A 21,228-nucleotide genomic window follows, 5' to 3' on the forward strand; every position below is an offset into this window, starting at 1 on the left:
CAGTGAGCACGAGCTTCAGCCACAACTAGCTAGACGGTTTGTTATAGCTCGTTTCTTTCAGCAGGCGATGCTCTCCTTTTATATCTTTCCACGAGAGTGTAAGGGATTTCTCACAGTTTTCTTCTGTTTCCATAACTGCTTCAATATTGCCCAGATCAACACCATTAACTTGCCACTTTAGCTGAGTGCCAGCGCTAACAGGTGAACCTATAATGGCGTACAAGTTGTCCCGTCGGTAATTAAATTTTTTAAATTCATTGAACAATGTTGAAACCGATTCTGGTAATACCCCTATATATCTGGCGTCCCCACTATATTTACCGTTGTTAAAATAGCTAAATTGCTGCCCGGTACGTTCAGAATACTTACAGCTATTTTCTGGTTGATTTTTTGAAGCCGTTCCTGAGGAAGGGAGGTGGTTACTTTGGGTCAGTGAAGTGACCACTTTATCTTGGAGATACAGGTCGATATGGGATATACAACCCTCGTACTTATTAATATTGTATAAAGCGTCTTTACTGCTTAATTTAAAAGACTTTATACCAAAAGTGTCGCTAACTTCAGGTCGCGATGGAAATACTGACTTAATCTGTGCATCAGTAGCATTTATCGGAAGCTTTCTGGCTTGCTCAAAGAAAGTTCTGAATTTTTGAGGTAAATGTGACGGTATTTCCTTGATGTTCGCTTTGTTGCCCATTTCTCGTCCCTCACTGTACCGAAAATGGTTTACTATATAAGCATTTGAATTGCAGTTCGCCTCACCTTCAGAGTGGTCTTCTTTAGAATTAAACCAAGCAAACAGTAACGCAGCAAAAAAAAGAACTACAACAAAACTCTTCATTAACAACCCCATTCCTTTGGACAATTTAGTTATCTTAACTTTTTTACGGTGGCGACCAAGTTTGTAGCTACAGGCCTTTCAGACGGTCGACAAAATAACTGAAAAGCAGAATTTAATGAAGTTAATCGTTTAAAATAATTCAGTAAATTAAGTGAGAGGACCTAATTGTAACCTGAAGGTCAGAACCAACTGTAACAAAGGTAAAATGAACGCTCAGGGTCAGGCCTTGAAAGTTGAAATTAATTTCAGGGGTAGATCAAAATACCGCCCAGAAAAGTCAGAGCGGTAAAAGCTAATTTCACTTGGAATCAACAGACTTAAGGTGTTTACGCCGTTCTTGCTTTTGCGCTTGATCCATAGCTTCTTCTTCCTCGGCCAGCTCTTCATCTGACATGAGTAAACGATCATAGCCACCGGCTAACAAGCCGCGTTCATCATCACCCAAATCGTACTCATCTGTTAAATACTTCTCAGCGCGCTCTTTGGCCCGTTTAAGTAGCCAGGCATCAAATTCCGGCGTGCCCGGCTGAGGACGAGCTTCAACGTCTTTACTATGTACCAGTTTTGGTTTGTCTGCTTTTTTGTTACTCATAACCATTTCCACAGATGTTAAGGGTTGCTGCCTTTGTTTTAGTACGTTGCAGCTAACTCACTAAAGCTTTGCGGAAGATGTGCGTTAGCGGCCCAAGGTTAAGGTTTACACCGGCGATATTGGCATCGACCCATTCTTGTTCTGATATGGGCGGCCATATAATTTCGTAACCCAGCAGAAATGCCATTTCCTCGAAAAAGAAGCGTTGCGCCCGGCCGTTGCCGTCACGAAATGGGTGTAGCATGTTCAGTTCGCAATATAAATCCGCCATCGCGTCAGCCATAGCATCTTTGTTGTCAATCTGCTCAAGTGCTGGAATGAATGACATGAGTTTACCGGCTTCCGGCTTAATACGCTGGCAATTGCAAAAGCGTGTGGCGCCCTTACTTATATCAACGGTGCGCAGCTGTCCTCCCCATAATAGACATCTTGAAATAAGTAGTGATGTAATTGTTGTAGGTGGGCCAGCGTAAGCTGATCCAATGAAGTAACTGTTGATTGATAGTTTCGGTAACGCGCTGCGCTAAAAGCGGCCTCAGCTTCAGCAAGCTGATCTGCATCTTTGATATTTAATAGGTTTATTAATACGTCACTATCGGGGTAACAATATACATCATGCAGTACGCCGTATTTATCGCGCATACTTTTTATGGAGTTGCTCAATAGTCTTATTAGCGTCTTCTTTTTTCAGTGCCATGCCTTCGTACTGCAGACTGGTTTCATAGTTTTGCTTTTGCGGCATAAACTTCACCGGTTTTTCTTTAACGCTGTTGGAATAAGGCTGGGTCATATTTCCTCCACACTGTGGCTAAAGTTTACTCCGATAGCGCTATAACTGCCAGTTTTGCCGCGCGTACGCAGCAAATCTGTAGCTGGGCTAAAAACCACCGAAGTTACTCATATTGCCAGCATTCAAACACTAGTTGGCCCGACGGATAGGGCTCAGCTTTATCGCCATAATGCAGCAGCTCCAACCTGGCGTGGTGTTTGCCTGTTCCGGGGCTGAAATAAGACGCGCTATACGCCCTGGCTGGTTCTGACGGGGTGGGCGGCTGTATTTCCAGATAAAAATCTAAAATATACGGTACATCAGTAATATCAGTGCGGCTAACGCCAACGATAAAAGTATGGTCATTTGCATTAAATAATGGCTTGGCGGTAGCATCGGCAGCAGTTAACGAAATGGCCTTGTCCTGAATGTCATTCAGGCTAAAACCGGGATAATCCAGCGGGATCAGGTGACAACTGAGGTTCAGCTTAGTCTGGCTGGCATTTGCGGTGGTTACCAATAATGCAAAAAGTATAGCGATTATGATTTTGGACATAAAGCGGTGTCCTTACTGTAGGTTGTAAAGCTAGAGCGAGTTTGATGTGTCACCAAACTGCAAGCATGATACCCCTGCTGCTTTAACTGCGATATTACCATCTGGTTTATGCCGAAACCTATCGTGGGCAGCATTAATACAAAAAAGATAAAAAGCCTGCTTTGCATTTTGCGGAACTTAGCTAGTTTGTGGCCAGCTACAAGGTGTTTCTCAGCAATACTCATCAGATGCAATATTGGCAAGATCAGGGGCAGTAACAAAAATGCCGTACCGCTTTGGATTTCAACTAATCCGGACTGTGCTATCGCTTGATATTGTTGGTGAACTCCCCAGAAAAAGAACAAGGCAAAGGCTACGGCCAATGCCTCGAACAGGATAACTAAGGTGACTTTTAATCCTGGACGCATAAGTTATCTAAATTGCATGCGGCGGACGGCGTCGTTAATTAAATTACGCTCGAACCTTACTATCCGCCTTGCAAGCTCGCCGAAAGTACGTTCCTTAGCGCTTTCTAGTGCATTAACCAGGGCATTAGTTACCCCAAAAGTGCGGTCCAAATATTCGAGTGTAAGAGCCGTTGCAATGCCAAACGCGATGGCAGCAACGATAGGCCCAGCTGCAACTGTAGTAAGGGTGCCTGCAACCATACCTGCGGCCGAAGCAACTACTGCGCTCAGGCTGATTTTGACCAGATCTGATGCCATTGTTCCGACCAGTCTAAGCAATGTGCTTTGTTCATCGATAAGAAATTGCAACACTGTCATAGGAACAGAGATAAATATGCTTAGCCGTGCGCCCGTTACCATTGCTGAGGTGACTCTTTTTTGTCCGATAGCTAAGTCGATGACTTTAGGGTTACTAGCGAGATAGCGGGTGCCTGTAAGCTTCTCTCTCAGGCCAGGATGACCTTTTAATATGACATAACTTTGGCCATGCACCTCTTTAATAACCGCTTTTCCTGTAAGGCCTAGTTCTCTGATAAGCTGATTTGCAAAACGGAGATCCGTAAGCTGCGTACCGATACCCGTAACCAGCTTGGCGTTATCCATATTGGTGTGATTACTAAGCGTTGTCCCAATCACAGAGAATTGCTCTAAAGACAGGATGTGCAACTCTTGGCGTTCGTTGTTCATTCTCGTCAAATCAATATTTGTATCAGCCATGGTAATCTCCTTTTACGAAAAAAATATAAGTTACCACATAATTAATGCATGGTTAAACATTTGTATGTTTAAACGGCTGGGTTTGGCTACTAATTGAGGTACTTTGATGATTAACAATAAGGGCCGCATGCGGCCCTTAACCATAGAAGAGCGCGCGGCGTTAATTCAGGATTTCCGGCTGCATAAACCCAGCATGCTGCCAGCGCTAATATCATAGAATTTGAGTAATTCTAAGCTAACAGACGAAGGTATTGACGTCATATTTGACTTGCTCTCAATTTACCAGTGGTTAATATTCAACACGACTCAAACACGTTGGAAATAATCGCTCTATGCATGAACAAGCAACACTAAGTGAATCAATAAAGCTGATAGAAGCAGAAAACTTCAATAATGCCATAGTCACGCTCAGAGCTTTGATAAGCGAACAACCTGATTCATATCAAGCCTGGTTACTGCTGAGTAGATGTTTGTTTGAAGTTGGCGATTTGAAACAAGCCGTGCAAGCCAGTGTTCATGCTCAGAGTATCGATCCGCTAATACAAAGCTTTCAACAAATTCAAAATTTGCTACAGCAGCTAGCCTTCAGTGAGGCAACGCAAATTGCCAATACGATGCTAGCCAAGTATCCTGCGCACCCCAGAGCGATTTGCACACTGGCGCACATTGCGACTAAACAACATGACCCCGAACGCAGTGTTTCTTTGCTGGAAAGTGCGATCAGTTTTAATCCTGCAGATCTAACCTTGCAAAATATGCTAACCAATAGCTATGCGTCGGCCGGATACTTTAGTAAAGCAATACAAGCGGCAAACATGCTAGTTGTCTTAGATGAAACGTTTGAATCACTGTGGACTTTAATTGGACTCTTACTTAAATACGGTCAGTATGACAACTTGCTCGATGCGTGCGAACGCGCTCGCCGCTATGTTGGCCAAAGCGCGCAACGCGCAAGTCAAATTGATCTCATCAAAGGCCAGGCTCTGCGTATCATCGGCAACAAAACTGAATCGATCGCGGCGTTGAAAGCCAGTCTTGTCGCCGACCCATTCAATGCCGATGCATGGTGGGCTTTGGCTGATATGAAAGACTATGCGTTTTCCGATATAGAGCGCGCAGACATTAACAAAATAGTCGCCGCAACGCATCTCGACAAACGAAAGCGTTGCATCGCAGCCTTCGCATTAGCGAAAGCAAGTGAAGGCCAGTCGAGTCCAACACAAATGATGTCGTATTACCATCAAGCCAATGCTTTGGGCGTGTCTGAATACTATGAACCAAGCCTGTTAGAAAACGAATTTAATGCGCGCACCAATACCTACACAACAAAGAATTTGTGTGTACAAGCAAATAGCGTAACAAAGCGCATTACGCCTATCTTTATTGTTGGCTTGCCGCGCTCAGGCTCTACATTGGTGGAACAAATTCTGGCTAGTCATAGTGCTATCGAAGCAACATTAGAGCAACCGACCTTGCCGATTATAGAGAGCCGAGCGCAAACCCTGTGTATGCAGCGCTATGGCGTACCTTTACCCCAAGCATTGGACGAACTGAGTCCCGAAGAACTGTCCCAATTAGGTAACGCTTACTTAGAGGACAGTGCACTTTTCCGAACTGGCAGCGCTTCGTTTTTCATTGATAAGCAACCCTTTAACTTTCGATTAGTCGGCTTTATTCACAAGATTTTGCCCCATGCCATGGTGATTGACGTTCGACGTAATCCATTGGATTGTGGTTTTAGTCTTTACAAGCAGTACTTTCATTCTGGCGTAGATTTTAGTTATAACCTCAGCCACATTGCTGCAGCCTACAATGCCTACGTTAAGCTCATGGATCATTGGGACAATGCAATACCGTCAAAGGTTTACAAGCTCGAATATGAATCCCTGGTAAATGATCCCGAGGCCGAAGTACGTAAATTGTTAGCCAAACTTGGTGTGCCGTTTGAGCGAAAATGCTTATCTTTTCACAAAATAAAAAGAAATATTCATACAGCAAGTAGCGAACAAGTGCGTAAGCCGTTAAACCGCCAGGGCATTGGAGCGTGGCGAAAAGTGGAAGATCAACTAGCTGATTTAATTGATATATTCAACAAAAATGGCACAGACGCGGACAACAAGCATTAATTACCCCTTCCCCTGTAATACTCAGCGGCATTGCATCAAATCAAATATTTACGACTCAATATTAAATTAACTAAGCTACTCGCCTTGGTGAAAGACTTTTTGCACTATTTTTGAGCGTCTAATTGCACTGATATGGTGATGGTCTTTGTTATTGAACCGATGATTTGTGGCTTTAATCTGCTCTGCACTGCGATTGGCACTGGTGGCATAGAACATGCTTACATGGTTTGTAACATTGAGCATTTTAATAATCGTTTAAACAAAACATAAACAAAAATAAAAAAGATTAAGAATAAGAAGAAAACTTATTACAGCGGAATTCAGGAGCAGCACATGAATAAGCACTTTAATCCACCCCGCTTTGCGCGTTCAGCGATATCATTATGTATTGCAACTACATTGGGGATGATAACGGCTGGTATCGCGCACGCCCAAGAAACCCAGGAAGAAAAAGAGAAAGCGGTTGAAGTGATCAACATTACCGGTTCTCGCATTCCATCTGACCCGAATGTGATGTCTTCAGTACCCATGCAATCACTTGATAGTAAAGATATTGCCCGCTCTGGTGAACTGAACCTGGCAGACATTGTTAACGACATCCCGGCACTCATATCGTCAACTACCGCAGAGAATACTGACACAGGTGCAAACGCCCTCAATTTACGTGGCTTAGGTAGCGCACGGACGCTAACCCTGGTCAATGGTCGTCGTCATGTAGCTGGTTTCCGCGGCACCTCAGCGGTTGATGTCGGCACTATTCCCAGAGCTCTTGTAGAACGTGTGGAAGTAACTACCGGTGGTGCTTCAGCGGTTTATGGCGCAGACGCGGTAACCGGCGTAGTTAACTTTATTCTAAAAGATGATTTTGAAGGTGTTCAGTTAAATGTCGTTGGTGCGGTACCTGAAGAAGCCGGTGGCTCCTCTTTCGCGTTCGACGGCGCATTTGGTCAGAATTTTAATAATGATAAAGGCAATATTGTATTAACCCTTTCGCTCGAGAAAGAAGAAGAGCTTTTGCATGGCGACCGCAGCTGGTCGCGCAATAACGGTTTAGGTGCCGTAGTACCAAATCCAGATTACGATGAAAATGACCCCAACAGCCCACAACGTATCTTAGCAACTGACGTGCGCTACTGGCTATCGTCTAATGACGGTTCGATCGCACCGACTTTTGGTGGTAGAGATGTACTCTATGTCGATATCAATAATAACGGCATTCCTGACTGCCAGGAATCACAAGGTGGCAGAGCCAGCTTCCTGGCGGGTTGTTGGTTAACTAACCCCGATGGCAGCATTCGGGTCAATCAGGACGGTCCAATCTACGATGGCTTATTAAGCAGCGGTGGTGATGGCGCGAAGTTTAACTTCGATAATGATACCTTGATGCCAACCACAGACAAGGCCGTGGTTAACCTGAATGGTAACTATCAGCTAACTGATGACCTTAATGCGTTTTTTGAAGCTAAATACGTTAAAGCTGAAACCGCATTCTATGAAGAATATGACTCATACTACGATACGCTATTCATTCAAGCAGATAACCCGTTTATACCCACTCAATTACAACCGGTTGTGGACCAAACCGGTGGGTTACTGCTTACCCAAGATGCTTATACCTGGGATGATGATGAAACCAATTATACCCGCGAAACCACGCGCTTTGTTGCGGGTCTGGAATGGTACTATCATTTAGATCACTCACTGGAATTTGTGGTTAACCACGGTCGGTTTAAAAACACCACCGATTACTCAGACCAAATGACGGACAGGGTTTTTGCTTCGATGGACGCTGTGATGGGCCCTAATGGCGTAGCCGTTTGTCGTTCTGACCTCGACCCGAACGCAGCCTACGAGATTGACTATTTTGCCTTTAATGTGAACTATGCAGACGGTAACTTCTTCAGTGATCGCTACTATACCTTTACACCTGGCGATGGTCAGTGTGCGCCATTAAATCCATTTGGTGCGGGTGCAATCAGTCAAGCAGCGAAAGACTTTATTACTGCGCGCAAGCAAGACCAACTAACGATTGAACAAACGGTGATTTCACTTACCGGTGTCGGCCAATTTGAAGTGTTTGAAAGTTTCCTTGATGGTGCGATTGGTTATGCAACCGGCCTTGAATATCGCGAAGAATCCAGTGACAACCGTCTGGATCCGCTAGAGCTAGGCATTTTACCGCAAGGTACTTCATTTACCCCTGGGGCATTAGTGAGCGATGTATCGCCGTGGTTAAACTTTCTCACGGGTATAGACAACGTCAAACAGTTTAATACCGCCGGTAAATATGATGTTATCGATGCGTTCCTTGAAGTCAGATTACCGATATTTTTCGATCGTGAATTTGCCTATGAGTTTACGGTTGATGGTGCAGTCAGAGTCGCCGACTACTCAACTCTGGGTCAGGCAACAACTTGGAAATTCGGTTTCTCCTATAGCCCAGTACAGAGCTTAAACATTCGCGGTACTATTTCGGAAGCTGTAAGAGCACCAAACATTACTGAATTGTTCGATCCGCAACTCCCAATCACCATTAACTTGAATACAGATCCATGTGATCCTAATAACATCGCTGCAGGCACCTCATTCAGACAAGCAAACTGTGTGGCAGATTTACAAGCCTTAGGTGTACCGACCGAAGATATTCTTGATGCTGACGGCAATTATATCTGGCTCAACCCTCTGACTGCTCGCTTCTCAGGTACTGAAGGCGGTAATCCGGATCTGGATGTTGAAACAGCTGAGACAATAACTCTGGGTGCAGTATTTAGACCGACATTTATTGAAGGACTTACTGTCACGCTAGATTATTGGGATGTGAAAATTGAAGATGCGATTGCGGCTGTTGGCGCAGCAGAAATCCTCAATGGTTGCTATGATTCAGAAAACTTCCCTGCACTAGGCTTCTGTGACCAATTCTCACGACGCGCTGACGGTGGTTTAAACGACCTTACTACCGGTGATTCGAATTTCGCACGTGTTGAAGCCGACGGTATTGATTTTTCTGTTAACTATCAATTTAGTGTTGCAGAGAATGATTTTGGTATCACTTTAGTGGGTACACGACAAGAATCGCTTAATCGCTTTTTCAATCCACTCGACCCGAACGATGTGAACGTCGTTCTGGAAGAAATTCAGGTTCCGAAAACCTCGGGCAATCTTGAGTTAAGCTGGACACGTGGCGACGTCAATGTTGCTTGGCAGACCACCTATCAGAGCCGTCAAGCTTATGGCACTGTCGAAAGCTCACTAGGCATTAACGGCAATGCGCCGTTATATGGCCAACCGGGTAATGGCTTCTTTGGCAGTACAGTGATCCACGATATTAATGCAAGCTATACATACAGCGATGATATCGTGATATTTGGCGGTATCAATAACGTCGCTGATAAATCACCGTTTGTTACACAAGAAGCGTGGCCTGTTGGCCCCAGAGGAAGAACATTCTTCTTGGGTGTTAATTACACCATGTAAGGTGAACACGTAAAATTAACGTGAAATTATAGCGTTGAAAATAGATGCATGAGGTACATAGTGCCTCATGCATCTTACTCTCCTTCATCGATTTACGTCGTACTTCAACTTTTGTTTCTTTAAAGTTGCATGGTTTCCTAACTTGAATCAATGAAAGGGATTGTTATGCGCAATTTTTATACGCAAGAAATCTGCGCTATACTTCTGTGCAATGTAAATCGAGTTAACCTGGTTGGAGCTTGCCATGAGCCAGAATACCAAAGCGGCTTGTAATACCTCTGTCGATGCAGCTTTGCTGGCTGAGGCTAAGGCGCTGAAGATCAGCCCATCTGTTGTTCTGGAACAGGCATTGCGTGATGCAGTGAGTCAAGCGAAAGCAGATTTATGGCGGGCACAGAGTGCCGATGCCATCGCAACTTATAACCAACAAATTGCAGAGCATGGTACCTTTGCTGAGCGGCTAGGGCAGATCTAGTGCTGCAGCAATTTGGCGTTGCCCGTATCGATCAGCAGCTGGTGGTAGTGCTTACTAATACCCTGTTTCATGAGATTGATGCTTTGTTGGTAGCAGTAATTAAGCCGAAGAATACACAGGCTCTGCTGACCCCATTTCATCTTCCGGTGCGGATTTACGAGCAAGCTTACTTTATCGATTTGCTTGATATTGCAACTGTTTCTACTAAACGTTTAAAAACTACTGATATAACTTTGCAGCAGTATCGGCAACAAATTAAAGCTGGCCTGGATCTACTGATTGACGGTTTCTGACAATTGCCAGTTTTGCTGTGCAAACGCCGTAAATCTGCTGCCGGGCTAAAAACCCCCGCTGTTACTCAAATTGCCAGCATTCAAATACCAATTGCCCAGAGGGATACGGCTCAGCTTTATCGTCATAATGCAGCAGCTCCAACCTGAATCCAGCGGGATCAGGTTACAGCTAAGCTCCAGTTCTGTGATGCTGGCACGTGCGGTGGTGGTAGAAAGCATGGCAAGTGATGCTAAGACAAGCAATCCGATAGATTTTCTGAAAATGTGGTTCTTTAGCTGATATTTCATTGCTGTTTGTCATATTGTCGCTTTAACTGGATTTGGAGCATCCGTTCCACTTGTTGCGTTTCCTCGGGCGTACCTCGGCTGATAACACGCCTGATTTCCGGGCTATAGCACAACGTTTCACTTTTCACCCAGGCTGTGTAAGTCAGGCGATTGGATAATAATGTGCCGGCAGGACAAGGTTGATAACCTTGCTGCTTTGCCTGGTTATCCCAGCCTTTGCTAAAAAACATTTTCCCCGCAAATACACCAACCAAACTTAGTAAAATCGCAACAGTGCAGAATTTAATAATGCCGCTTTTGTATTGTTGGCCTTTACTACCAGCAAACAACAACAATGTCAGTGCGAGAAACAGCACTGCAAGTGTTGCCAGGCCGGCAATTACTCCAGGGATATAGCCTGACGAATAGCTAATGACAATAAGTTGCTGGTCACTTATTAATAAATCACGTTGGCTGGCCCAGTCGCTTTGTAGCATCCAAAACAATACCAGCGCCAGCAAACTGCAGAAGGCGGCAATGCCAATGCCGTATGAAACTGCTTTGGGTTTGTTAATAGTCATTTGCAACTGCTTAAATCTAACCGACTAACCAGATACAGGGTTATTGGTATTGAACTGTGGCAATAACCGACATTTTTGTCGGTCGGGAGACTCCGCACAGTCGGCGCGCGCCAGTTCAATGCAATGCTCTGGGGTATTGGTATAAACCATTACCTTATCGTGTAACCACTGACGTGATTGCAACTCACATTCGCTATAACCCTGTGCTTGCAGGTAACTGGCCGAAGGGAAGTGAATAAGTTGCGGCAAAATTATCGCCAGGCCCAGCCCGATAAAAAATACCCGACTCGCCTGCTTATTTTGCCTTGCCGTTACAGCTTTACCCTGCAATTTGCGCCCGCCAAAATACAATAACATGCTGCCAATTAATGCTGCGCCTAAACAGTAAAAGGCACCTTTGTTTATAGTTACTGCTGCGGCATCAGCAAGCAGCCCATTTAGTAAAACCAGAAGGTAGTACCCAAAGTAGCCAAAGCCAAAAGCAGTTAGCAGTGCAAACAACGCCAAACCCATGGCAAGTTGCCACGGTGCCAGTTCGTTCTCATCTTTTTGCATTAATACAACCTTGGTGATAGGAAGCGATCTAATTGATGTTTAGCGGCATCAATAATAATTCTTCGCGCAGAATCAACAATGTAGTCAAGCACTGGTTTTGCTGCACGTGACGCAGTTTGTGATGCTCTGTTCTGTAAATCCCGGCGCAACTGTTGAGCGTAATTCTGTGATCTTTCAGAAAGCTCTTCTAATCCTCTGACAACTTTATCTGATATGCCAAAGCGTTCATCTAAATAGTTAAGGGCTGGAGTTAATGCTAAACCTACTAGCACCACAGCAGCTATAGGGCCTACCGCAATACCTATGGCTGCGCCCACCGCAATAGCGCCCCAGGCTACACCTGCGGTAATTGCGACTTTTACAACATCAACGGCTAAGTAGCCAATCAGCTGAGTTAATGTAGCCTCGTCGCTTAAAAAGAAATCGGCGATTCGGTAAGCGCCAACCAGGACAACGGTGAGAATTCCCCCCGATCTGACAGCGGCTTGTGCAGCATGCTTACCTAAACCCAGGGCCATTACCTGAGTATTATTTGCCAGATAGCGGGTGCCGGTAAGTATTCTGCGTAACCCGGCGTGGCCTTTGAGAATTATGTAGGATTTGCCATTGTATGATTTAACATAGGCCTGCCCCAGTCCTCCTAAAGCATAACCGAGCTGCGCCAGTTTAGTCATATCTCCACCTAAGGCGAGGTAGTTAGCGCCGAACTCAATACTACCCTTTATTTGTTCCCACAAAGATTTGGGCTGAGTATTTTCCCTTGCTGCCTGGCTATTTACAATTTCATCCATCATTTCCGGTGAAATAACACAAACCTCGTGTTGGTTTTCTTGAATCACCCGTTGCATACAACGTTTCTGTTGATCCGTCAGCATAAAAATTCCTTATGATAGGCATACATTATCTAAAGGATTCTAAACGCGACATCTTATTTGTTCAAACTAAATTTACATTTAACTTTTTATGTTAATTAATTTGTGTCCGAGGGGGTAAGGGGCTCGTCTTTCTTTAGCACCCCGAATGCTCAATAAAATGTTGGTTGGCCGTTCTCCAACCGGCTGCCTACCTAAACCTCACATGCTTTACATGCGGGTTAGCCACTGTTACCTGCAGCAGCACAATATCGTCCAGCAGCACCAGTCGCTTGGTATCTGCATGTATAATCACCAGGCATTCCTGTCGCTGGTCGTTGTAGCTGGTGGTGTCTGCTGTACCGGTAACTATTTCGCCGGAGCTTAGGGTTAGTTTAAGCGGGTAATGGTACAGGCAGACAATTTCCACATAATCATGTAGATCGCAGTTAAGCATTACAACCTCATATTGTTAGTTACTCAGGCTGTCGGGTTTGGGCAGGTGGATTATATGTTTACGAAAATTCAGTACGGTGCCGCTTAACGCATCGGTAACCACAAAGGCGATGGGTAAGGTCGGTTCGACATCCAGCACCACCTCAGCCTGAAAGCCTCTCTGGCGTAAAAATATGGCTGCGGCTTCGGCACTTTGCACCGGATCGGTTACCACTATGCCAATACTGGAACTGGCATTAGCTACTTTTTTCAGCACATCAGCAGTGGGGTGATTAATAATGGTGCCGTCCCACATAATAGAGCGCAACACCCCATCGCTGTTTGCCTGAAAACGCTCAACGATGCCGTGCAAGGCCAGTAAATCGACTACTGCTGCTTTGGCTTCAACGCTGGGGGTGGAAAAAACACGCGATCCCGGATCGGGAAAAGGCAGTGGGTTGCGCTGCATAACCAGCGCCCAGGTCCAACTTAATAGCAATAAAAACAGGATGATAAACACGGAAAGCAGCCATTTTGGGATATACATAACCACCTCGTTCAGAAGCATGCAAACAATAAAGAAACAACTGCAGAATGCTCATACCTATAGCTTACAAAAATCACTTTCGCCATACTGTCAGTCTCTGTTTGTGAGTGACTCCATCTTCAACCGTGTTTGCCTTTAGTGTACTGACAACCTGACGCAAATGGTTCTGGCTGCTTATTGCTCGTCAACCTGTTCGTCATCCCCCTGATCGAGCTGGAGCATGGTTGTCATAATGTCAGTAATTTTTTGCTGGTGTTGTTTTAATGCTGCTTTATCGTCATCGCTCAGGCAGGACAAAATGATCTCCCGGGTTTGTGTAAGCATTGCTAACTGCTGAGTAAAGTCCTGCTGCAGTTCTGCTGAGCGGCCTGGGTTGTTTTGCAATTGCTGATTGTAGATTGCAATAACCTCTTCCAGCCAGGGCAGGGTGATTTTGGCACTAAGCTCGGTATATTGCGCCCCCGATTTGAAGCCATGTTGGTTTATTATTGCCTCAAACCGGGAGGTAAAGTCGGCAGAGTGTTCTGCCTGTTGAATAGACTGATAGTGTTGCTGCCAGTTGCAGTGTGCCCGTGGCTGCCAGTCACTCAGCTCTCTTTCAACTTGCTGTTCCAGTTGGTGGATAGCTGGAAAGCTGGCGTGGTAGCGGTCCAGATTCTCCAGGGTAATTACGCTGGCAGCCTGACAGCTGAAAGCCACTATGCCGGTTACCAGTAGGGTGGTTTTAATTAAATTATGCATATTTAGTCCCGCAACGGCTGCTAAAAATGTTAATTTATCGTAATTTAAAGGCAATATAAAGTACAAAAAACCACCATAGCAGGAGGCGGATGCGATACGATGACTAAACATAATCCCCTGGCAGCCCAAACCTGGCTGGACCGGCTAGACCGTTCTTCCTATGCCCTGCCGTTGTTATTTATGCTGTCGATGGCGGAAACGCTGATCATCCCAATACCGATTGAAGCCATTTTAATTCCGTGGATGCTAAGCCAGGCCCGCCGGCGCTGGACCATTGCCACCGTGGCGCTGGCCGGTAATCTGACTGCTGCAGCATTGGGTTACTGGCTGGGCGTGCTGGCCATGGAGCAGTGGGGTGATACCCTGATTAGTTTTTTTGGTGGCGCTGAAGCGTATGACAGCTTCAGCAGCGAAATTGAAGACAATGGTTTTAAAGCGATCCTGGCGGTAGGTATTACTCCGACACCGTTGCAAATTGCCATGCTCGCCGCTGGTGCCACTGGTTATTCGTTTCTACTTTTTTTGCTGGCCGTCGGTATCTCGCGCTCCACTCGCTACTATGGCCTGGCCCTGCTGGTGCATTTTGCCGGCGACAAGGCACTGCAACTGTGGCAGCGCTATTCAAAACAGATCGGCGCGGTATTATTGTTGCTGGTGATTGGCTGGCTCTGGTTTCAGTTCCGTTAAGCCTTCGGCTGACGGCTTTTAATTAGCCAAATTCACCAGATAGTAGTGCGTTTTGCTACATGCCTGGTGAGTGGTTTCAGTCTAACATATTGAATATTAAAATTAATTTAATTCAGGCATTTATTTTGCTTCAGTGGCCCGCGAGAAGCTTGGTATAACAATGAAAAAAGGACGCAATATGAAAAGCGAAATACTCAGTATCACAGCCGCGGTGCTGTTAAGTGGTTGTGTGATCTATGTTGGCAATGGCCATGCCGGCGACAGGTTGCATGAAGAACGCAGCCTTAGCCTAAGTGGCGCTGATATCAGTCAGTTAGTGGCTGACACCGGTGCCGGTAAGTTGGAGATAATCGGCGAAGAGGGGCGGGAGCTTATTGAGCTGCAAGCCAGCATTCATTATTACGACAGTGAAGATATTCGTTTATCGCTGGTCCGCCGTGGCAACGATGCGGTGCTGGAAGCCGGTTTTGCCAGTGGTGTGTACAATGGCAACAGCCCTTATATCGATGTGGTGGTGAAGGTGCCGGCCCGCCTGGCGCTGACCCTGGATGAGGGTTCTGGCGATACCGATATTCGCGGCCTTACCGGCGATCTGACTATTGAAGACGGTTCGGGAACCTTGCGGATCCAGGGTGGCAACAATGCCAATATTACCGATGGCTCTGGCAATTTATTTATCAGCCAGCTGAGTGGCTCATTGGTGGTTGAGGACGGCTCGGGCGATACTGATATACGTCAGGTACAGGGCAGAGTAACCGTTGAAGATGGCTCGGGAGATTTAAACATCAGCGATATTGGCGGTGTGGTGACCATTGATGATGGCTCGGGCGATATTAATGTTAATGGTGCCGGTGGTCTGACGATACTGGACAGCGGCTCGGGGGGCTTGAAAATAAATGCCATTAATGGCCCGGTAAATATTAACGACTAAGCTGGCTACGCAAACAGGCAGGGACTGGCGGCGGCTCGCCGCATAGCCGGTCCCTGTTGTTTTAATGACTAATGATATGAATTACCAACAGTAAACCCCTTCCGGATAAATCAGCTATTGCTGCATTATGATTCCCTTGCTAGCATCAGTTAACAATTACGATGAGACACGTTATGCGCTGGATGCGATATTTTTTACCGCTGTTATTGCTGACAGCTGTTCAGGCCTTGGGCCAGCAACAGTATTCAGAAGGTGCCTGTATTTTGCTGGACCAGCAGGTTCAACGTTTCAGTCATATACCGCAAAGCAGCAGTTATCGTAATGCCAAAAGCGAATATGATAGAAATTGCAATAAGCCAAAACGGCCGGTACCCGCTAAGCCTGCACCCCGGCAACCTGAGCCCGTGGTGGTGAAGCCAGTTGAACCAGAGACGCAGCAGGAAACCACAGTAACAGAGATTACTCCGCCAACGCCGCTAAATTCTGCTGATTCTGCTGCCGGGACAACGCAGCCTGAGACAACGGTGCCAGCATTGCCCGTCGCCTCGCCAGCGGCAGTAGCTGAGCAACTGCTGCAAGCTGAACCTGCAGAAGAGAAGCCGGCAGAACCAGAGCCCGCAGTGGCTGCGACCGACGATCTGCCGGTAAACATGTTACCTGTGCCTGTTGTTATACCGACAGATAGTCCAACGTTGGCTGGCGACTGGTGGCAGCCGGATAACCTGTTAAATACGCTGCTGACTAATCTGCCACTGATTATTGCCAATATTTTCGCCTTTTTACTGGCAGTATTTCTACTGACCAACTGGCTTGGCCTTAACCTGCCGGGTTTTAAAGGCATTTTTGCTGAGTATAAATTAAACCGGCTACTGCGCTGGCGTCTGGCCCGCGGCTACCGCCATTTCCGCAAGCTGAAGTTGCTGACCGCCAAAGAAGAACTGGTGGTAGTAGACCATCTGGTGCTGAGTCCCTTTGGTATTTTTGTCATTATGGTGAAAGGGTATCGTGGCAGTATTTTTGGTGAAGTAGCCGAGGCGAATTGGTTGCGCCAGTATTTTGGTACTAAAAAGCAGTTTATGAACCCGTTACATCAGAATTTTAAGCATGTTGAAGCGATAAAGCATCACTTAGAGCTGCAAGGCACCCCTTTAGCGCAACATGTGCATTCGGTTATTGCCTTTAGCCGGCTTGCCCAGTTTAAAACCGAGATGCCGGCAAACGTAACCTATCTTGATACGGCGCCGACTTATCTGAAAAAATTTGACGAGCCATGTTTTGACGATGAGCAGCTGAATCGGTTTGCGGCGTTATTGCGCCAGGCCAGTACCGCCAATTAAGCGCTTTGGCCCGGCTGTTCCAGTAAAGTGAGATATAAGCGTAAATCCAGCTCCAGCTGATGATACGCCGGCTCCATATGCAGGCACAGTTTGTAAAAGGCTTTGTTGTGGTCTTTTTCCTTTAAGTGTGCCAGTTCATGCACCACCACCATTTGCAATAATGGCAACGGCAATTGCTTTAACAGTGCTGCAATTCTTATCTCATTTTTACTTTTTAATTTACCGCCCTGCACCCGGCTAATTTGGCTATGGGTGCCCAGGGCATTGTTAATGACATGAATTTTCGGGTCAAACACCACCTTGCTCAGTGGCTCGCTGCTTTTCAGCCATTGCCGTTTTAATGCCATAGTTAACTCATACAAAGCCTTATCGGTTTGCACCTGGTGACTCTGTTGCGGGTAGCGTTGTTGTAAAACGCCCGCCAGCTTATCTTCAACCAGCAACTGACGTACCTGCTGTTGCAGGCTATCAGAGTAGTGACGAAGGTAGACCAGGTCTTGCATGCTTACTACTCAGTTGATGTGAATGTTTATTGTTGGCCATGCGGCCAGGGCACACAGATTTCCTGTTCCAGCTTATGACAAAGCTTTCCGTCTGTCTGGTAAGGTGGGGCGCCGGTGTATGGGTTGCGATATTGTTCAGTATTCAAATCAGCTGCTGAAGCTGTATGCACCATGGCATGAAGTAAATTTAATCGCAGATCCATTTCAAGTTTTGGTGTCAATATTTCAATAAAGCGAGCTGTCGCGGTATAAGCCAGTAAAGATCCAACAATATTACGATAATTGTAGAGCATGTGACGCCATTGCTGCGAGGCCAGTTTTGCTTTTTCATTAAACGCTTTTATTTGCTCCTCAGACTTTTCTATGGCGGCAAGTAATGTCATTGGGGCAATATCTTCGCTTAGCATGTATGGTTGGTAATATTTCGCAAGGACATTAACTGTCATATTCGGTTTATAACTCAGATTGTTGTTATTTTGTGCCTGAAGGGCATTTTGGATAGCATTCACCTGATTCGCAAATTCATACTGCCAGACAACATTCATTAATCGTTCTGTGTTTGATAAAGGCGCTAGAGCAGTATCGAAAACAGCCCATTCTGTGAAACCTGCCTGATGTAATTTTACGATCAATGGCTGATATAAAGATTCGGTATGAACAATAGGTAACACGTGGAGGATCATTTCTGCGCTATTATGCATTAATGACCGCTCAATTTTCAGTAATGCCGCGAGTTTTGAAGCAGCTTTATCCAGCTTATTGTCAGTAATTAAGTAATAGATTTCGTATGCTGCCAACCGATAAAGCCTGTTTAGCTCTTCAATTTCGGGTTCGCTGATAAAAGTGTCTAAATTGGCAAAGTTACTGAAGTTTGCCAGCTGATAAAATGCATCAAGGCTGGCCTGATATTGTTTAATTGCTTCCTCAGTTTCCGAGCGCAGAGTCAGCATTAGTTGCTGACAATCTGGCATTGCCAGCTGACAATCTAAGGTTGCTAAGTCTAAAGTCTTTAAACCCGGTAGTCCGGGGTAGTATATCGGGCTGCTTTGATACGTTTTTTCCTGCAGGGCTTGCTGATAACGTTGCAAAGCATCAGCGTAATTGGCCCCGGTCTGGTTTAAGCCCAGCAGATAGATAATCGCGTTGTTATCTAAATCGGGTTGTTGACTAGTAACTTCCAGCCATTGTTGGGCTTCTGGTAGCAGTGGATCATCCCGGAATAACTGATACGAAAAATACAGTAGCAACAAAACCAGAATTGCACTTATTGATCGCAGCATCATCATCCTTAAAGCTTAGTGGCGAAATAGAGCAAACATTAGCATAACCATGATTAGGACCATATTTTTTGATTGTTATTGTTCGACGATCAATTCGCCAGCCGCTGAAAGGTTGCTTTGGTATTGGATGCCATAAAATAACTTTGCCATTGCTGCAACGGCAGCTGGTACTGCAAGGTCTGGTCTTTATAGCTTAAGGTGGTAGTACCATCTGGTTGCCAGGCCAACTGAATTAATACCTGCTCGCCACTAGCAATATCATCAGCTATGAGTCTTTTGAACGGCTGTTGCCCTGGTTGATGATATTCCAGCATCAGTATGATCCGACCGTTGCTCTCTGGTGGCAGATGTAGTGACACACGCATATGAGTATTATCAGGATCACCCCACTGGACATAGGTATAGGGTAGCCATTTATGGAGTTCGTCTTCCCGGGTGATATTGTTAGGTGGTGTGCTGGCATTAAGTGATAGCACGAAGCTTAAATTAGCCGGGGCCAGTTGTAGTGGCAGTGGATAAAGTCCGTACTTGCCTTGAGGAACGTCCAAAGATAGTTTGGCTGGTTTGACTTGACCCGCGTTATCAACCAAATACTGAGGCAATGGAGACATGCTGTGGTCTGCTTTATCACTGACTCTGTACATCGTTTCGATACTACCCGTTTCAGTACGATAACGAAAAGTATCGGCGCTGATTGCTATTACTTCATTGCAAAAGTTGTATTCATCTATAGGGTAAGGCTGCTCGGTTGAAACATCAAAAATTGTGTAGATCAGATTAAGACAAGATTGTTTCTCAGTTTGCCGCCAGTCGCCGGTAGCGATGTAAAGTATATCCTCAAAAACTCCATACGCATAAACATCACCGTTTGAAAAATAGGACACATATCCATGACAGCTTTCGCCATCATCATCAGATTCGCACCATTTACCGATCCGGCTGTCAGCCAGAAGCGTCTCTGCTGTTAATAACAGCATGCAAGCAAAAATGTTTTTCAAACCAGAGGGCTCATCCATGAAGTATCTTAGTTAAAAGATAATAAGTAATTAATCCTATAGCAACCTGAAAAACTGATTCTGAAAGTGTTTGTTATTTATAAGCACTTATTACCTTCTGCGGTTCTCAATCAGGCAGGCGCTGAAACGTCGCTTGGGTATTAGACGCCATAAAGTAACTTTGCCATTGCTCCAGTGGCAGCTCGTACTGCACCGTCTGGTCTTTATAACCTATGGTAGTAGTGCCGTCCGGTAACCAGGCTAAATGAATGAGTACCGGCTCACCCGGAACTATATCGCTGGCCAGTGCTTTACGAAACGGTTTGTAGCCCGGCATGATGTATTCAATCAGCAATAGCGCCGTGTCGGCTGCTTTGGGCTGCAGTAATGATACCCGTAGATAGTCATTGTCCGGATCGCCAATTTGCACATGGGCATAAGCGGTTACATTTTTATCCTCTGACGCCAGTGGCGTAAGCGACATATTGAAACTGACACTGGCCGGCGCCATTTCCAGCGGTAACGGGTAAAGCCCGAATTTACCCGGTGGCACATTCAGCGCCAGTAAGCCCGGCTTCACTTTAGCGGTGTTGTCCGCCAGGTGGCTTGGAGCCGGTGTCATACTGTGATCGGGGGTGTTACTGATCCGGTAGAAGTGTTTAACCCCACCATCTTCCGTTTGCACTGTTACCCGGCTATCGTTCTGCTCCAGTACTTTATTGCAGATATTCTGATCGTCAGGGGTATAAGGTAACTCGGTAACGATATCAAAGTTTTTATAGGTCAGATTTTGGCAGAACTGGTCGCCATGCCGGCGCCAGTGACCGGTAGCGATGTAAAACGAATCGTTATCAACGCCATAGCCATAAACTTCGCCGTTTTCAAAATATGAAACATAGCTATTACAGGTTGCACCAGAATCTGCAGATTGACACCACTTGCCGGACTGGGCGTTGGTGAACGGGGAAAACAGCACAGCTGTTATTGATAACAACAGGGTACAGTAGAGGGTATACTTCATTATTACCTCATCTATTTTACTTCTACTACGCCCTCACAATAAGCAGCTGCTGTTTAAAAATCAACCTAAAGCTGGATTTAATTTGAGCTATTTTCAGCCACGCTATTAAGTCGTTGTTGCAGCAGCTATTGTTTTTTTCTGCCTGACGCGTTGACGTAAAACTTGCGAAGGTTGGCAAAGTGTTACTTAGCTGAGACAATCTGCTTTT

The 21,228-nt window shown here is 45.6% G+C and carries 24 protein-coding genes; 7 read left to right on the top strand and 17 right to left on the bottom strand.

Annotated elements, in window-relative coordinates; translation table 11 throughout:
* Positions 1-25: 25 nt before the first annotated feature.
* The 7 genes from KG631_RS09460 to KG631_RS09490 form a co-directional block, all read right to left on the bottom strand.
* Complete coding sequence (locus KG631_RS09460) at positions 26-841, bottom strand: hypothetical protein (protein ID WP_213999155.1); 816 nt, start codon at positions 839-841, stop codon at positions 26-28.
* A 298-nt stretch (positions 842-1,139) separates the two neighbouring features.
* Positions 1,140-1,433, bottom strand: a complete 294-nt coding sequence (locus tag KG631_RS09465; protein ID WP_213999157.1) for a hypothetical protein — start codon at positions 1,431-1,433, stop codon at positions 1,140-1,142.
* Positions 1,434-1,485: 52 nt separating this feature from the next.
* Positions 1,486-1,932: a Fic family protein gene (locus tag KG631_RS09470; protein WP_213999642.1), complete on the bottom strand. Its 447-nt coding sequence runs from the start codon at positions 1,930-1,932 to the stop codon at positions 1,486-1,488.
* Between the two features lie 132 nt (positions 1,933-2,064).
* Positions 2,065-2,223, bottom strand: a complete 159-nt coding sequence (locus KG631_RS09475; protein ID WP_213999160.1) for a hypothetical protein — start codon at positions 2,221-2,223, stop codon at positions 2,065-2,067.
* Between the two features lie 103 nt (positions 2,224-2,326).
* Complete coding sequence (locus tag KG631_RS09480) at positions 2,327-2,758, bottom strand: hypothetical protein (protein WP_213999165.1); 432 nt, start codon at positions 2,756-2,758, stop codon at positions 2,327-2,329.
* Entirely contained in the window at positions 2,743-3,165 is a 423-nt protein-coding gene (locus KG631_RS09485) for a DUF1240 domain-containing protein (protein WP_213999168.1), read from the bottom strand. Before KG631_RS09485 ends, KG631_RS09480 begins: the two co-directional genes overlap by 16 nt.
* A 3-nt stretch (positions 3,166-3,168) precedes the next feature.
* Positions 3,169-3,921, bottom strand: a complete 753-nt coding sequence (locus tag KG631_RS09490; RefSeq protein WP_213999171.1) for a hypothetical protein — start codon at positions 3,919-3,921, stop codon at positions 3,169-3,171.
* 332 nt (positions 3,922-4,253) lie between these two features.
* Between KG631_RS09490 and KG631_RS09495 the strand changes: the two genes are divergently transcribed.
* From KG631_RS09495 to KG631_RS09510, 4 genes are all read left to right on the top strand, one after another.
* Entirely contained in the window at positions 4,254-6,047 is a 1,794-nt protein-coding gene (locus tag KG631_RS09495; protein ID WP_213999172.1) for a tetratricopeptide repeat-containing sulfotransferase family protein, read from the top strand.
* Between the two features lie 333 nt (positions 6,048-6,380).
* Positions 6,381-9,521, top strand: a complete 3,141-nt coding sequence (locus KG631_RS09500; protein WP_213999174.1) for a TonB-dependent receptor — start codon at positions 6,381-6,383, stop codon at positions 9,519-9,521.
* A gap of 244 nt (positions 9,522-9,765) precedes the next feature.
* Positions 9,766-9,996 carry a type II toxin-antitoxin system CcdA family antitoxin gene (locus KG631_RS09505; RefSeq protein ID WP_213999176.1) on the top strand — a complete coding sequence of 77 codons (231 nt, stop codon included), beginning with the start codon at positions 9,766-9,768 and terminating at the stop codon, positions 9,994-9,996.
* A complete protein-coding gene (locus KG631_RS09510; RefSeq protein WP_213999178.1) occupies positions 9,996-10,289 on the top strand; it encodes a CcdB family protein in 294 nt (97 codons plus the stop codon). The genes KG631_RS09505 and KG631_RS09510 overlap by 1 nt, the downstream gene beginning before the upstream one ends.
* 284 nt (positions 10,290-10,573) lie before the next feature.
* Here KG631_RS09510 and KG631_RS09515 read toward each other — a convergent pair whose 3' ends face one another.
* The 6 genes from KG631_RS09515 to KG631_RS09540 form a co-directional block, all read right to left on the bottom strand.
* Complete coding sequence (locus tag KG631_RS09515) at positions 10,574-11,137, bottom strand: hypothetical protein (RefSeq protein WP_213999180.1); 564 nt, start codon at positions 11,135-11,137, stop codon at positions 10,574-10,576.
* Positions 11,138-11,161: 24 nt separating this feature from the next.
* The gene (locus tag KG631_RS09520) at positions 11,162-11,692 is read right to left on the bottom strand and encodes a hypothetical protein (RefSeq protein WP_213999182.1); all 531 of its coding nucleotides are present in this window, start codon (positions 11,690-11,692) and stop codon (positions 11,162-11,164) included.
* Complete coding sequence (locus tag KG631_RS09525; protein WP_213999188.1) at positions 11,692-12,567, bottom strand: hypothetical protein; 876 nt, start codon at positions 12,565-12,567, stop codon at positions 11,692-11,694. The genes KG631_RS09520 and KG631_RS09525 overlap by 1 nt, the downstream gene beginning before the upstream one ends.
* Before the next feature lie 187 nt (positions 12,568-12,754).
* Positions 12,755-13,000 (bottom strand): Rho-binding antiterminator, encoded by a 246-nt coding sequence (locus tag KG631_RS09530; protein WP_213999195.1) that lies wholly within the window; start codon positions 12,998-13,000, stop codon positions 12,755-12,757.
* A 15-nt stretch (positions 13,001-13,015) separates the two neighbouring features.
* Positions 13,016-13,525: a hypothetical protein gene (locus KG631_RS09535; protein WP_213999201.1), complete on the bottom strand. Its 510-nt coding sequence runs from the start codon at positions 13,523-13,525 to the stop codon at positions 13,016-13,018.
* A 174-nt stretch (positions 13,526-13,699) separates the two neighbouring features.
* The gene (locus KG631_RS09540) at positions 13,700-14,266 is read right to left on the bottom strand and encodes a hypothetical protein (RefSeq protein ID WP_213999205.1); all 567 of its coding nucleotides are present in this window, start codon (positions 14,264-14,266) and stop codon (positions 13,700-13,702) included.
* Between the two features lie 99 nt (positions 14,267-14,365).
* On the opposite strand from KG631_RS09540, the gene KG631_RS09545 reads away from it, so the two are divergent.
* From KG631_RS09545 to KG631_RS09555, 3 genes are all read left to right on the top strand, one after another.
* A complete protein-coding gene (locus KG631_RS09545) occupies positions 14,366-14,953 on the top strand; it encodes a hypothetical protein (RefSeq protein ID WP_213999207.1) in 588 nt (195 codons plus the stop codon).
* Between the two features lie 178 nt (positions 14,954-15,131).
* Positions 15,132-15,884: a DUF4097 family beta strand repeat-containing protein gene (locus tag KG631_RS09550; protein ID WP_213999209.1), complete on the top strand. Its 753-nt coding sequence runs from the start codon at positions 15,132-15,134 to the stop codon at positions 15,882-15,884.
* Between the two features lie 173 nt (positions 15,885-16,057).
* Entirely contained in the window at positions 16,058-17,221 is a 1,164-nt protein-coding gene (locus tag KG631_RS09555; RefSeq protein WP_213999211.1) for an NERD domain-containing protein, read from the top strand.
* Here the strand turns inward: KG631_RS09555 and KG631_RS09560 are convergent.
* From KG631_RS09560 to KG631_RS09575, 4 genes are all read right to left on the bottom strand, one after another.
* Positions 17,218-17,724, bottom strand: a complete 507-nt coding sequence (locus tag KG631_RS09560) for a YgjP-like metallopeptidase domain-containing protein (RefSeq protein WP_213999213.1) — start codon at positions 17,722-17,724, stop codon at positions 17,218-17,220. The genes KG631_RS09555 and KG631_RS09560 overlap by 4 nt on opposite strands.
* Before the next feature lie 26 nt (positions 17,725-17,750).
* Positions 17,751-19,004, bottom strand: a complete 1,254-nt coding sequence (locus KG631_RS09565; protein WP_213999215.1) for a hypothetical protein — start codon at positions 19,002-19,004, stop codon at positions 17,751-17,753.
* An 89-nt stretch (positions 19,005-19,093) separates the two neighbouring features.
* Positions 19,094-20,020, bottom strand: coding sequence for a hypothetical protein (locus tag KG631_RS09570; RefSeq protein ID WP_213999217.1), 927 nt, complete (start codon positions 20,018-20,020; stop codon positions 19,094-19,096).
* 106 nt (positions 20,021-20,126) lie between these two features.
* Complete coding sequence (locus KG631_RS09575) at positions 20,127-21,020, bottom strand: hypothetical protein (protein WP_213999219.1); 894 nt, start codon at positions 21,018-21,020, stop codon at positions 20,127-20,129.
* Between the last annotated feature and the right edge of the window lie 208 nt (positions 21,021-21,228).

Source organism: Arsukibacterium sp., assembly GCF_018402695.1.
Taxonomy (GTDB): Bacteria; Pseudomonadota; Gammaproteobacteria; order Enterobacterales; family Alteromonadaceae; genus Alishewanella.